The sequence below is a fragment of the Halioxenophilus sp. WMMB6 genome (genome assembly GCF_033283405.1).
Classification (GTDB): domain Bacteria; phylum Pseudomonadota; class Gammaproteobacteria; order Pseudomonadales; family Cellvibrionaceae; genus Halioxenophilus.
In genome coordinates this window covers 1,250,690-1,263,964 of the sequence record NZ_JAWMQR010000001.1, presented here as the reverse complement: position 1 = coordinate 1,263,964, position 13,275 = coordinate 1,250,690, and the positions used below count along the sequence as shown (strand labels likewise).

Genomic DNA, 13,275 nt, shown 5'->3' with positions numbered 1-13,275 from the left:
GTGCAGGTCACAAAAACAGATTGAACCGTTAATTACGGATGCGACGTAAGTGAATCTTAAGTCTCTCTTAATGATTGGTGGTTAGCCTCGTGCACAATGTAGCTGTGCGTAATGTAAGTGGTGCAGGAACGATCTATGTGCTGCTGGCCTTTTTCAAAGAGCACTCTTGTTTTTGGAATGTTCATTTTTATCGGTGCTTGTTCCGGCGTAATAATCTGGAAAAGTCCATGGCCCAAATGCTTTATGCCGAGGGCTAAGTATTCGCTAATGCTGATAAAGCGGCTTATAGAGGAATTTGCGTTTGTACCATCAGCGGCCAATATCAATCAAGGCTATTGTAACTCTGTTCCTTTTACTTCTGGCGTTAAGTGCCTTGTCTCACCAATTGCGATTTGATGAGTGGTTAGAGGCGAAGATATACACAATGGAGGGGGGCGGTGGTAGCTACTTCCCCTGGCGCGATAACTTCTGGCTTTATGATGTGATGCACCAGAAAGGCCGATCGCTGGTAAAGAAGCTCTTCTTTTTGAATCTTCTGCTCCTGTTGTTAAGCCTCTTTGTTAAAAGGTTGGCAAGGTATAAGTCGATATTTCTGTTTATCCTGCTGAGTACGCTCTTTTCCACATCGATTATCAGCTTCTTAAAACATCACACCACCATTCCCTGCCCGGAATCGCTGATTGAGTTTGGCGGCACTCGACATTGGATCAATATTTGGCAGGTGTTTGAGCAGGATCTGCCCATTGGCAAATGTTACCCAGCCGGCCACGCATCCAGCGGTTATGCTTGGCTCTGTTTGGCGTTTCTATTTCCACCGGGCAGCCGGAAGTTTTATCTATCCCTACTGCCAGGAGCCTTACTTGGCCTATCGTTTGGTATCGCCCAGCAATTTCGCGGTGCCCATTTTATCTCCCATGATCTATTGACCATTGCGATCTGCTGGCTAATATCCGGTGCCTTCTATCACCTGCTGCGCAATATCCCTGGTTGGTATAGAGCAGTGAAATACCACCTGTGCGAGGGGGGCAGTGGCCAGATGGAGCCCACTGGTGAGTTGCTGGAGTAGTAACGGGTTTACTTGGTAATTTCGTCAAGAATAAATCAAGGGTAGGGCATGAGTGTTCTGGGTTCGCTGGGCTCTGTCTTGCAAAAATAATGGCGTTGGCTTCTTTGCCAAACCGCCGCTCCTCCTCAGTTTGTTGCTCCAACCTGCCGGCCCCGAGCTTATTTTTAGCCACCGGCACAGTCTTGTAGTACAGAGCTGAACACCAATCATATATTGCAGTTCTAATTGTTCGACGCGATATATTCTTCTGCGGCATTAATTTTTGACTGCATTGTGATAAACATTTTCATGCAGTCGTCATTCGGGATAAATCTTTCTATCCATGGATTTTTTGAGTCGCGAGTTACACTAGCTATCCTCATCTGGTCGATGCGTTCGCGAGACAGCGGCCGGGTGTTGTCAAATTCACCTAGGCCCATTGCTCTTCGTTCATCGCTCATTTTCTTATATATTTCCCTAGCTTCTATTTCTACTTGGTGGACAATGTCGTCGTCTATCTCTATGTCAACTTTGTTTACAAAGTAATCTATCATGGAAAACGCTGTATAATCCCCACGGCGAAAGGCGACTTCATAATAAGCTAGAAACTTGATAAGTTCTTCAGTGGCGATATTATTGTTTCCGGCTTCAAACGCGACCTTGGATCGATTGATGTGGTGTATGGCTTTCCAGTTTATGGCGGCAGTGCTGCCCAACGCTGATGCGCTTTTATAGTAGCTATCTACTAAGGAATCATAGTCTTTTTTATGATTTATAAAGTCTCCTGGACCTAATCGGCTGAATAATATGGAATACGCGATTACGTCTCCTTGTTCAGCTAATTTATCCAAAGTTGAGGTGTCGTAACTGGAATATGCAATTTTAATGGAGTCGTCAGCGTATCCTCGTGATAAGGCCCACTCGCTAGTTTCCATTATTCCTTGATTCGCGCTATCCGAGTTAAGTTGTGAAAGTAAACACCAGTGATCTGTTTCATAATCTAACCCTTTTGGAATTGATGCTTTATAATCTTCTAGCTCCTCTAGAGGATTGCTTGCCAGGGATGAAGCTATTGGTTTGTCTCTTTTCTTGTTGTTTATCTGATGGGTTATATCTTCATTAAAAGATGTAACTGAGGCAGGGTTAGAGGCGGTTATCTTCTCTACTCGGCTTTGATCTATGATGACGTAGGATGATACAAGGATGATTACAATTGAAAATGAAGCGATATACTGTGTCTTCCTCTTCATGACTTCTCCTGTTCAGTTTAATGCTATTTCAAAAATATTCGAGTTACAGTATTAAAGAGATGGGCCGTAGGATCTATGAATGTTAGTGAACACAGTGTGAAAGCTCTTCTGAAAAATTAGCTTCGCAAATCTCTAAATTAACCAGGGTATATTGCCTGATTTCAAATCTGCAACTTTCCAAAATGGTCTGACCACTACCGCCTGCCCGAATTGTTAAGTTTGCTACGCCCAGTGTTATACCAATTTCCACCTGGGCATCCAGAGGTATATTAGTGCAATTGCTGGAATCTCGTGCTGCGGTTAATAATACATCAGCTCTGCATGTGTGGTATTCAGATTGAGCCTTTAGGTCACAAACTCTTTCTTTAGCATCTGCGTAGTCGATATCTGTTTGGTCTATCGTGATGTGGCTGGCTTGATCTATTAAATTGGTGGCTTGATCCAAAAGATTCCAGTATGACTCCCAGTAATCGCTATTATTTGCTTCTACAATAACTTCTTCAATAGTCGCTCTGGCGATGTTGGTGCCTATTATAAGTGGAGATATTAAGAATCATATATATGTGCATTTAATATTTTTTTTAATGTTGTTGGGAAAATTAATTAGCATTATTCAACCTCCATTTGCATTATGTTTTGTCTAGCGTCTAGCGTCTAGCGTCTAGCGTCTAGCGTCTAGCGTCTAGCGTCTAGCGTCTGGCGTCTAGCGTCTAGCGTCTAGCGTCTGGCGCGAGAAAAGGAGTTTTTCTTGTTATGTGTTCATCTGTGGGATGATCAATTTAGTTGTTTTTCCTCCTGTGTGTGCAGAGTTTAGTTTGTTTAAAAAATATTTGTAAATGAATTGTGTGTTGTTGGATAAGGTGTCAAATATAAAAAATAGTTAATATCTAGTGTTTTTGTATTAGGTTGCGTTTTCTTTTGGTCGTTAAAATCCATATCTATGGTTGTTGTGTGAACATTTTGTTTGGTTGATTGTTTATGCTTATTTTTAATTGGTTTAACGGATTCAAAGAATTCAATCTGTTATTTTGGTGTCTGAATAAATTGTTCTCTCTGCAATAAAAGTGGTGGCGTGTGAGTGTGGTGGGCTGGTCGCTACCTGTTGGTAGAGTGACTGATGGGGTCTGGTTGTTTCTTATCGATGAGTCGGACGCCTCAGAGTGGATTCAGCGAATACTTAATTTTCTGCAATAATGCATACTCTGTCATGGCCAAAAATGCGATCGTCACGCCTGCTTACGGCTCTTCTTTTGCAAGATCTTACGTGGCTGCCCTTTAGTCATAAAACTCGATTTTTGTTCGAGTTGGTGCTAACTCCGCAATCCGAGTAGCATTAGGATTAGAATTCCCGTGTTCCTTATCCGTCAGAATATCTTTCCATGCACGAGTGTGAACAGTAACGGTAAGTTATATGTTCTCCTTAGGTACTCTGCTGCCCTTATACAGCTTCAAAAGCAGAGTCGCACTCATCAGGTTTCAATTGACACTGTCTTCATGCCCGGCTTCGGCGGTATAGAGCGTTATTATGAAATGTATATTCGTGGATAATTTAGTATACGATACGGAGGCAATTAAACAGTAATTGGCTGCAACTGTATCCGGATTAAAGACTTTTGGTCCGGCTAGGGAGGGCGTTACCAGGACGCACAGCGAAACGACGAAATTTGAGAAACGGATTGAGGTGACTCTCCAGTTTATGTGTGCGCAATAGTCAAGGTCGCTAAATTGGGGGGAGTGTTATCTACCGCTCTTGACGGACTTTTACCGGAGCTGCCCTTTGGTGTCACCCCGTAATTTCGCGACGCTCAATGGGTTCCTAATGATTTACTTGCCATTACCGTCTTAGCAGTGTTGATTGTTTGACAAACTGGGGTCCTGATGGCCGATGTTCACGTTTGGATGGTCAAGGCAGAGAATATGTGCACAGCTGTGCTGTAGGTGTATGCAGAGGGGGTATTGTTGCTTTGAGGTCTTGGATATTTTTGCTGTGGCTGTATTGCTTTTTTAGCGTGTCGCCGAGGAATTGACTATATCGGCCGCTATTCATGTAGAGAGGTGTAACCCGGCAAGCTACTTGTCTATTTGGACGTGGTTTCAGTTTCGTTAGGGCTGGTCTTGCAGCAATTGGTGGAATGTTTAAGCGGCATTTTATTGATTGCCATACATGGTGGTTGGGCGGGACAGTGCAACCTCCCGTGGAAACCACAAAGATAAAAGTTAGTTGAAGAAACTAAAACCCAAACAATCACCAACGCAACACCAAAAATAGCCAGGGTTTACGCAGTGCCCGCCTCTCACAGCGATGCAATCTCTTGCATCTGCTCCGCACTCAACGTCCAATCCCCAGCGTTTAAATTTTGCTGCAGTTGCTCGAGCTTAGTGGATCCGGCAATAACACTGCACACCACGGGTTGAGCCAATAACCAGGAAACCGCCAGTTCCAACAACGTGTGGTTGTGGTCCTGGGCGTAGTCGCTCAGCTTTTGTACGTAGGCGAGTTTTTCCGGAGTGAGGTATTTGTCGCCGGTATTCCATAGGTTGTTGGCCAGCCGGCTGCCGGCGGGGGCATCACTTTGGCTTGTGTATTTGCCGGTAAGCAGGCCGTTGGCCAGCGGTGAGTAGGGCATCAGCCCCATGCCGTATTTTTCCAGAGGGGGGATCAGCTTGTGTTGCGCGGCGGTGCTGACCATGGAGTATTCGTCCTGGGTGACAACAAATTCGTGCAGGCCGGCCTGGCGGGCGAGGAGTTTGGCCTCCACCACCTGCCAGGCGGGCAGGTTGCAGCAACCGATGTAGCGCACCTTGCCGGCGCTGATCAGGTCGTCCAGTACGCGCAGGGTCTCTTCAATGCTGGTGGAGAGATCCGGCCAGTGCAGCAGGTAGACGTCGATGTAGTCGGTTTGCAGGCGGCTCAGGCTCGACTCCACATCGTTTAAGATGGCGCTGCGCGAGCAGTTGCGGCCGTAGTCGGGCTGCATGCCGAATTTGGTGACGATGCTCACCTGTGAGCGGCGGCTGCCCAATGCGGCCCCCAAAATCTTTTCTGACGCGCCAAACTCGGTGCCGTAGACCGGTGCGGTATCAAATAGGGTAACGCCGGCGTCGAGGGCGCAGTCGACCAGCTGCTGGGACAGCTGGGCATCGATGGTAAGGCCGAAGTTGTTGCAGCCCATGCCGATGCTGGAGACTCTTAAGCCGGAATTGCCGAGGGTGCGTGTGTGCATAGCGTGCTCCGAGTGCGATCTGTTTCTGGTTGTTATGAGTTGGCTCAACGCCTGCTGCCGCAAGCTTGGGCGGGCGGTTTCGGTGCGGGGGGAGGGGGTCCGCTAAGGGCAATCGAAGTTGCCCTTAGCGGGTGCGTTGCTTCGAGTGTGAGTTTACTCGGCAACAAAAGTCGGCAGACGACCACTGATGATGTCGCTGGCCTCTTGCACAATGCGCTTGATCAGCTCATCACAGGTAGGAATGTCGTTGATCAAACCCTGTACCTGGCCGGCCCATACCAAGCCCGCTTCCGGGTTACCGGTTTCCAGGGCGGTACGGCCATCGGCACCTTTGACCAGGTGCGCGACGTCGGCAAAGGTGGCGTCCGGGTTTTTCAGAATGTTGACCACTTCATCGGAGCGCGGGGTTTTGGCGACGCGGCCGGTGTTGCGCAGTGAGCGGAAGATGAGGTTGGTGTCGCGCTCATCATGCTCAACCAGCAGCTGTTTGATCTTGTCGTGGATGGGGGCTTCGACGGTGGCGCAGAAGCGGGTACCCATGTTGATACCTTCGGCGCCCAGAGCCAGGGCGGCCACCAGGCCACGGCCATCGCCAAAACCGCCGGAGGCGATCATTGGGATTTTTACCTTGTTGGCAGCGGCAGGGATCAGAATCAGGCCGGGGATATCGTCTTCACCGGGGTGACCGGCACACTCGAAGCCATCAATGGAGATAGCATCGGCGCCCATTTTCTCGGCCGAGAGGGCGTGGCGCACGGCGGTACACTTGTGAATGACGGTCACGCCGTGTTTTTTGAAATCTTCAACGTGTTCGCCGGGGTTGTGACCGGCGGTTTCCACCACTTTGATGCCCATCTCGATAATGGCTTTGCGGTATTCGGCGTAGGGCGGTGGGTTCACCGAAGGCAGAATGGTGAGGTTCACTCCAAAGGGCTTGTCGGTCATGGTACGACAGCGCTCGATCTCTTTGCGCAGGTCGTCGGGAGTCGGTTGGGTGAGGGCGGTAAGAATACCAAGGCCGCCGGCGTTGGAGACGGCGGCGGCCAGTTCGGCGCGGCCAACCCACATCATGCCCCCTTGGACGATGGGGTATTCAATGCCGACTAATTCAGAAAAACGCGTCTTAAGTTTCATAGAGTATCTCTGCTCCTGTTACGAGACTCCAGCAGTCACAAGCGAGGTGTACATGCCAGACTGTTTGGCGGGCTTATGACAATTCCCGTACTTTTACTAACTCCGGTTTTGTTGTGGTATTGGCGCCGTTGAAGGCGGCCAATAACGTTTTTAGCTGCTCTTGGTAGTGGTGCACGGCAGCTTCTTTTACCGGTCCGTATCCTGCAATCTCTTGTGCGGCGTGAGCCACTTCGATAGCAGCGTTGAGGTTCTCTGCGTTCAATTTGGGGGTAATGGATTCGATCAGTGCCCGATATTCGCTGATCAGGCGCCGTTCCATTTTCCGCTCGGCAGTATACCCGAAGATATCCAGGGGTGTACCGCGCAATGCTTTCAGCCTGGCCAGCCACTTAAAGCCGGTTAGCATCCAGGCACCGTATTGGCGCTTCCTGGGGCGGCCTTGGGAGTCGCGTCCAGGGAGCCAGGTTGGCGCGAGATTAAAGCCTATTTTGAAGTCGCCGGCAAATTGTTGGCGCAGCTGCTCAATAAATTTCGGCTCGCTATAGAGGCGGGCGACCTCGTATTCATCCTTGTAGGCCATCAGTCGGGCGAGGGTCAATGCCACCTGCCGTACATACTTATCACTGCCGGGAATAGCCAGGGCATCGACCTGCTGGCGCAGGGTGCTGATGCTGTCGCGGTAGCTTTTGGCGTACGCCTCGTCTTGGTAGCTGGTGAGCTGTTTGATGCGGCTGGCGAGTACATCGTCGATGGTTGCCAGTGGTGCCTCCACCGCCTTATTGCCCAGTTCTGCCGCCAGGGCACTGGGGTTGTGGGCGGCCAGACGACCCAGGGCGAGGGTGCGCAGATTGCTCTTCACGAAGGTGCCGTTCAGGCGGATGGCCTCTTCTATGGCGTTGACCGAGATCGGCAGCAGCCCCTTCTGCAGTGCGTAACCCAGCATCAGTACGTTGGTACCGATGCTGTCGCCGGTGAGGTCGGTGGCCAGGCCGCTGGCGTGCAGCTCAAACACCGGCCCGCCGTCGAGGGCCTCGAGGATGGCGCTGCGCAGGCGCGCTTCGCCCAGGTCGAAAAACTTGTTGGACTGAAACTCGCCGGTGGGGGCGACATCGGTATTGAGCACGGCGGCGGTGTGGCCCGGTTTGACGGTTTTCAACACCGGTGCACCGGAGCCGACGATCATGTCGCAGGCGAGCATCAGGTCGCTCATGCCCTCGCTCAGGCGCGAGGTGTAGATTCCCTTGGGCGTGGGGCCGATGCGGATATGGCTGGTGACGGCCCCGCCTTTCTGGGCCATGCCGGTCATATCCAGAATGGTGGCGCCCAGGCCGTCGAGGTGGGCGGCCATGCCCAGCAGTGCGCCGATGGTGAGCACACCGGTGCCGCCAATGCCGCCCACCAGAATGTTGTAGCCGGTGTCGCTCATCGCCGCTTTGGCCGGAGCGGGCAGGGCGGCAATGAGGTGGTCGAGGCGCTCGGGGTTGCCGCTCGATTGCACGGCGATTTTGGCGCCGGTGACGCTGACAAACGACGGACAGAAGCCCTTCAGGCAGCTGTAATCTTTGTTGCAGGTGGACTGGTCGATCTTGCGCTTGCGGCCAAATTCGGTCTCCAGGGGCTGGATGCTGATGCAGTTCGACTGTACCGAGCAGTCGCCACAGCCTTCGCACACCTCGGGGTTGATAAACAGGCGCTGGTCCGGGTCGCTCATCAGGCCGCGCTTGCGCCGGCGCCGTTTTTCGGTGGCACAGGTCTGCTCGTAGACGATGCCAGTCACGCCCGGGATCTCGCGCAGCTGGCGCTGGATCTCGTCGAGCTGATCGCGGTGGTGCAGGCTGCTGTTGGCCGGCAGTTTGATGTGCCGGTATTTGCTGAGGTCGTCGGTGATCAGTTTCACCGGCCGCACCCCCTCGGAGAGCAGCTGGTTGACCATATCCACCGGCGTAATGGCTTGCTCCACCGGCTGGCCACCGGTCATGGCCACGGCGTCGTTGTAGAGCACCTTGTAGGTGATGTTGGCCTTGGCGGCCACCGCAGCGCGAATAGCCAGCACGCCGGAGTGGGAGTAGGTGCCGTCGCCCATGTTCTGGAACATGTGCGGGGTTTCGACAAACTGGCTGACACCGGCCCAGCCGGAGCCCTCGTGGCCCATGGGCAGAAACTGCATGGTGTTGCGGTCCATTACCACCGCAACCAGGCCGTGGCAGCCGATGCCGCCCATGGCGCGACTACCTTCGGGAATATTGGTGCTGGTGTTGTGCGGGCAGCCGGAGCAGAAAAAGGCCGGCCGGATGACATCGCCACCCACCTTCAGGGCGTGGTTTTCATAGTCGCTAAAGCGCTGGAAGTTGGCGCTCACGGTTTCGTCGCTAACACCCAGTTGGCTGAGCAGGTTGTAGATAGCGTGGCGTACCCGCGGCACACTCAGCTCGCCAATGGCGGGCAGCAGCGCTTGATTGTTGAGGTCAAACTTGCCGGCCAGTGCGGGGCGTTGGCCCTCGGCCAGGGCGTAGAGGTGACGGGCGATCTGATCTTCCATCACCGGTCGCTTCTCCTCCACTACCAAGAGTGCCCTACAGCCTTCGGCGAAGCGCTTCAGCCCCTGGTCGTCCATGGGCCAGATCAGTCCCGGCTTGTAGAGACGGATGCCAAGCCGGGCACAGCTGGCTTCATCCAGCCCCAGGTCGGCCAGGGCCTGGCGCACATCCAAGTAGACCTTGCCGGCGGCGACTATGCCGAGCGTGCGCTGTTCGCTGTCAATCACCACCCGGTCGACGCCGTTGGCGCGGGCAAAGGCGGTGGCGGCAGGCAGGCGGTAGTTGACCAGCCACTCCTCCTCCACCAGTGGCGGCAGGTTCTCGCGCAGGTTGAGCCCCTCGGCGGGGATCACCACATCGCTGGGGATGGTGTAAGGGCGCAAGGGGTCGGGAAGCTCGACACAGGCGGAGAGATCGAGGGTGTCGGTGATGGTCTTCAACCCCACATAGCAGCCGGAGAAGCGCGACATCTGCCAGCCCAGCAGGCCAAATTCGATAATTTCACCGATGGTGGCGGGGTAGAGGATGGGGGTCATGGCCGCCATCAAGGTGTGTTCCGACTGGTGGGCGCTGTCGGAGGATTTACCGCCGTGGTCGTCACCGGCCACCACCAGGAAGCCGCCGTGGGCGGCGGCGCCTTCAAAGTTACCCAGTTTGATCGATTCACAGGCGCGGTCGACGCCAATGCCCTTGCCGTACCATAGGCCAAACACCCCGTCGAGGTTGCTCTGGCCGAACCACTTCAGCTCCTGGGTGCCGCGAATAGAGCTGACCGCCAGCTCCTCGTTGAGGCCTGGGCGGAATTTGATCTGATGCTCGTCGAGCAGGGCCTGGGCGTCCCACAGGGCGGAGTCGTACACGCCCAGCGGCGAGCCGCGATAGCCGGAGATAAACCCGGCAGTCTTTAGGCCATCGGCGGCATCGCGCCGGGCCTGATCCAGGGGCAGGCGCACCAGTGCCTGGTTGGAGGTCATAAAGACCTGGCCGCTGGTTTGGGTGTACTTGTCGTCGAGGGTAACTTTGGCGTCTGTCATACTGCTTCGAGGGTTCTGAATGGTCCGGCGGGATGCCGGCCAGAAGCCACAGAGTGGCAGCTTACTGGCCGGTGAACAAGGGTGGGGCTACTTGCTGTAGCGGGGCAGTGCGTCGAGGGGGAAGTCGCAGTTGATCGTCTCCTGAATCTCGATGACATTGCCTTCCGGGTCGCGGCCGTAGATGGATTTCACATGGCCGACGTTAATGGGCTCGGGCTCCGGGAAGGTCATGCCGAGGCCCTGCAGGCGGACAAACTCCTCCTCGATGTTGGTGACATCGACACAGAAGTGGGTGTAGCCCTTGTCGTAGGGGTTTTTCGGCTCAGTTGATTCCGGTGCTGGCGCGGTGTACTCAAACAGCTCCATGTAGCAGGTGCCGGCGCGCAGCATGCAGCCGCGGGCGGCGGAGCCCTTCACCGCCACAATGCGGTCGATAAACTCGTCGTTGGCCCAGCTAAAGCCTTCGCCCACCAGCTCAAAGCCGAAGGCGGCACGGTAAAACTCAATCATCCGGTCCATGTCGTTCACATGAATACCGATGTGATGTATGCCGTTAATCATGATTATTATCCTCCATTGGGTGGGCACACGGTCGCTCAGGACAAGCGCTTGCTATCAACTTGGGGCTTGCCCAATCCCGGCTACAGGCCGTTGATTTTGATAGAAAAAGCAAAACTGTCTGAGTCACTTTGGAGCTTGCAGTAAGGCCATAGGCCAGCCTGCCTGAGCTTCAATGTTGCTTAGTTTATAGGTTGCCCTTCCCGCCCTTAAAGGGGCCGGCCCAGCTAGGCAAGTTGCAGTGCATACGCAGTCATTTTGACGCCGCAGGGCCGCTGGCATAATGGCCCCGTTATTATTGCGTGAATAGTGCGCGTTCCGGGGCTCGCAGGTTGGCTTGTTGATCGGGGCCCAAGAATAACAAGTGCACTGCTGTCAACAGCGTTTGGAGGAAACTCATGAGTGACCAGGTTTTAGAAAAAACTTCCCAAAAAGGCGGTGAAGCCCGCTGCCCCGGTGAACCCACCACCCAAGAAATTATTGCCAACGACAAGGTTAAGGCGCCCGGTTGGGTCTGTTCCGAAAACTATGAATTCATGGGCGATGAAGATATCTCCAGCGACCGTTACATCCGCGCGGACTACGCCCAAAAAGAGTACGACAATCTCTGGGCGCGCACCTGGCAGTTCGCCTGTCGCGAAGAGCATATCCCGGAAGTGGGCGACTACTACGTGTACGACCTGGGCCGCTACTCGTTCATCGTCACCCGTGTCGCGGACGATAAAATCCAGGCCTACTACAACGCCTGTCTGCACCGCGGCACCAAGCTGCGCCCCTCCAATTCGGAAGGTTACGCCGAAGAGTTCAAGTGCCCGTTCCACGGCTGGAGCTGGAACATCGATGGCTCCAACAAGGATGTGATCTGTGAGTGGGACTTCCCACACGTTGAGAAAGAGAAGTTTGGCCTGCCTCAGGTACGGGTCGAGACCCTGGCCGGGTTTGTGTTCATCAACATGGACGCCAACGCCCCCAGTCTGGAAGAGTACATGGGCCCTGAATTCATGGCTCACATCAACTCCTGGGGCCTGGAGAACCGTTACATCGCTCTGCATGTCACCAAGATGATTCCGGCCAACTGGAAGCTCAACATGGAGGCCTTTATGGAGGCCTACCACGTGATTGAGACCCATCCTCAGGTGGCGGTCTCCAACGGCGATGCCAACTCCCAGTACGACACCTACGGCGAGCATGTTAACCGCTTCATCTCCACTTTGGGTGTGATCAGCCCGCACCTGCGCGGCCAGTACACCGAGCAGGATATTCTCGACCAGTTCACCGTGGGTGACTCTTCGGTTCTGGCCGGTGCCGACCGCAAGCTGGCCGAGGGTGAAACCGCTCGTCAGCGCATGGCCGATATGCTGCGCTCCATGTTCTCGGCGGCGGCGGATGCCGATCTCTCGGGTGTTTCCGACTCCGAAATTCTGGACTGCTTCTCCTACACCCTGTTCCCGAACACCTTCCTGTTCCCAGGTATCTCGCTGCCGATGGTCTACCGCTTCCGGCCGCACCCCACCGACCACCGTCAGTCGCTGTATGAGGTCTTCTTCCTGCGCCCGGTACCACAAACCGGCCCGCGTCCGGATCCGGCTTCGCCTATTCACCTGGAGCCACATCAGTCGTTCAAAGAGGCGGAAGGGATGGACCCGGGCTTCGGCGATATTCTCGATCAGGACACCGAAAACCTGCTGTTGCAACAACAGGGGCTCGAAGCCAGCGCCAAACCTGGCATCACCCTGGGCAACTACCAGGAGATCCGTATTCGTCACTTCGAGTACGCCGTTGACAAGTACGTCGCCGGCAAATAAGCCACTCCAGGGGCTCCGGCCCCTGTCATTTCAGGCCCGGCGCCCGGTTAATGATGGCTGGCCGCTGGGTTTCTTCGTTGGTCACCCGTCGGATAGGTTAGTAATCAACACTGTTGCCGTATATAATCCCTGATCGTAAACGGGATGGCTGCCGTGTGGTTACCGAAAACCTTGGCTATGGCGACGGGTTTCTCCTACAACGCCTGTTGTAACGCTATCGTTGAATGAATTAAGAGGTAACGACCTTGGCAAGTGAATTTACACGTTTTTGTGCACTGTCTGATCTGCCGCTGGGGGGCAAGAAACCCGGCAAGGTGGAGGGCAAGATCGTACTGGTGGTGCACACCAAAGATGCCCGTCTGTTTGCGGTTTCGGGTATGTGCTCCCACCAGGCCAAGCCGATTTTGGCCGGTAAGGTGCGCAACTGCACCATTACCTGCCCAACCCACGGCGCACGCTTTAATCTGGAGACCGGCGAGCCTCTCGACCTGCCGGCCACATCCCCCATTGAGACCTACGAGGTGCGGGTGGTGGATGACTGGGTTGAGGTGAGCACCAGCCCGCGGGCCGAGTGAATCGACCCGAATTAACCCAAATGGGTAGTGCTGCGTAGCTGCACAGTGCGTGGCTGGACAATGCGGGTTTCGTTATTTACTGGTGTGGTTCTAACAAAGTAGAAGGTTGGTTG

Annotated in this window: 9 protein-coding genes; 3 read left to right on the top strand and 6 right to left on the bottom strand. The window is 54.0% G+C overall.

What is annotated here, in order from left to right; all coding sequences use genetic code 11:
* Window positions 1-373: 373 nt before the first annotated feature.
* Entirely contained in the window at window positions 374-1,066 is a 693-nt protein-coding gene (locus SBL51_RS05375; RefSeq protein ID WP_317929796.1) for a phosphatase PAP2 family protein, read from the top strand.
* 221 nt (window positions 1,067-1,287) lie between these two features.
* Here SBL51_RS05375 and SBL51_RS05370 read toward each other — a convergent pair whose 3' ends face one another.
* From SBL51_RS05370 to SBL51_RS05345, 6 genes are all read right to left on the bottom strand, one after another.
* Window positions 1,288-2,295 (bottom strand): hypothetical protein, encoded by a 1,008-nt coding sequence (locus SBL51_RS05370; protein WP_317929795.1) that lies wholly within the window; start codon window positions 2,293-2,295, stop codon window positions 1,288-1,290.
* Between the two features lie 82 nt (window positions 2,296-2,377).
* The gene (locus SBL51_RS05365; RefSeq protein WP_317929794.1) at window positions 2,378-2,740 is read right to left on the bottom strand and encodes a hypothetical protein; all 363 of its coding nucleotides are present in this window, start codon (window positions 2,738-2,740) and stop codon (window positions 2,378-2,380) included.
* Between the two features lie 1,849 nt (window positions 2,741-4,589).
* A complete protein-coding gene (locus SBL51_RS05360; protein ID WP_317929793.1) occupies window positions 4,590-5,519 on the bottom strand; it encodes an aldo/keto reductase in 930 nt (309 codons plus the stop codon).
* A 153-nt stretch (window positions 5,520-5,672) separates the two neighbouring features.
* Complete coding sequence (locus SBL51_RS05355) at window positions 5,673-6,653, bottom strand: nitronate monooxygenase family protein (protein WP_317929791.1); 981 nt, start codon at window positions 6,651-6,653, stop codon at window positions 5,673-5,675.
* Window positions 6,654-6,726: 73 nt separating this feature from the next.
* On the bottom strand, window positions 6,727-10,224 hold the full coding sequence (locus SBL51_RS05350) for an indolepyruvate ferredoxin oxidoreductase family protein (RefSeq protein WP_317929790.1): 3,498 nt from the start codon (window positions 10,222-10,224) through the stop codon (window positions 6,727-6,729).
* Between the two features lie 87 nt (window positions 10,225-10,311).
* Window positions 10,312-10,785 (bottom strand): VOC family protein, encoded by a 474-nt coding sequence (locus tag SBL51_RS05345; protein ID WP_317929788.1) that lies wholly within the window; start codon window positions 10,783-10,785, stop codon window positions 10,312-10,314.
* Between the two features lie 395 nt (window positions 10,786-11,180).
* Between SBL51_RS05345 and SBL51_RS05340 the strand changes: the two genes are divergently transcribed.
* Window positions 11,181-12,587, top strand: coding sequence for an aromatic ring-hydroxylating dioxygenase subunit alpha (locus SBL51_RS05340; RefSeq protein ID WP_317929786.1), 1,407 nt, complete (start codon window positions 11,181-11,183; stop codon window positions 12,585-12,587).
* A gap of 245 nt (window positions 12,588-12,832) precedes the next feature.
* Window positions 12,833-13,162 carry a Rieske (2Fe-2S) protein gene (locus SBL51_RS05335; RefSeq protein WP_317929782.1) on the top strand — a complete coding sequence of 110 codons (330 nt, stop codon included), beginning with the start codon at window positions 12,833-12,835 and terminating at the stop codon, window positions 13,160-13,162.
* Window positions 13,163-13,275: the final 113 nt, after the last annotated feature.

Excerpts from the sequence above, each read along its gene's own strand:
- SBL51_RS05370 (WP_317929795.1), bottom strand. The coding sequence starts at position 2,295 with ATGAAGAGGAAGACACAGTATATCGCTTCATTTTCAATTGTAATCATC.
- SBL51_RS05360 (WP_317929793.1), bottom strand. The coding sequence starts at position 5,519 with ATGCACACACGCACCCTCGGCAATTCCGGCTTAAGAGTCTCCAGCATC.
- SBL51_RS05355 (WP_317929791.1), bottom strand. The coding sequence starts at position 6,653 with ATGAAACTTAAGACGCGTTTTTCTGAATTAGTCGGCATTGAATACCCC.
- SBL51_RS05350 (WP_317929790.1), bottom strand. The coding sequence starts at position 10,224 with ATGACAGACGCCAAAGTTACCCTCGACGACAAGTACACCCAAACCAGC.
- SBL51_RS05345 (WP_317929788.1), bottom strand. The coding sequence starts at position 10,785 with ATGATTAACGGCATACATCACATCGGTATTCATGTGAACGACATGGAC.
- SBL51_RS05340 (WP_317929786.1), top strand. The coding sequence starts at position 11,181 with ATGAGTGACCAGGTTTTAGAAAAAACTTCCCAAAAAGGCGGTGAAGCC.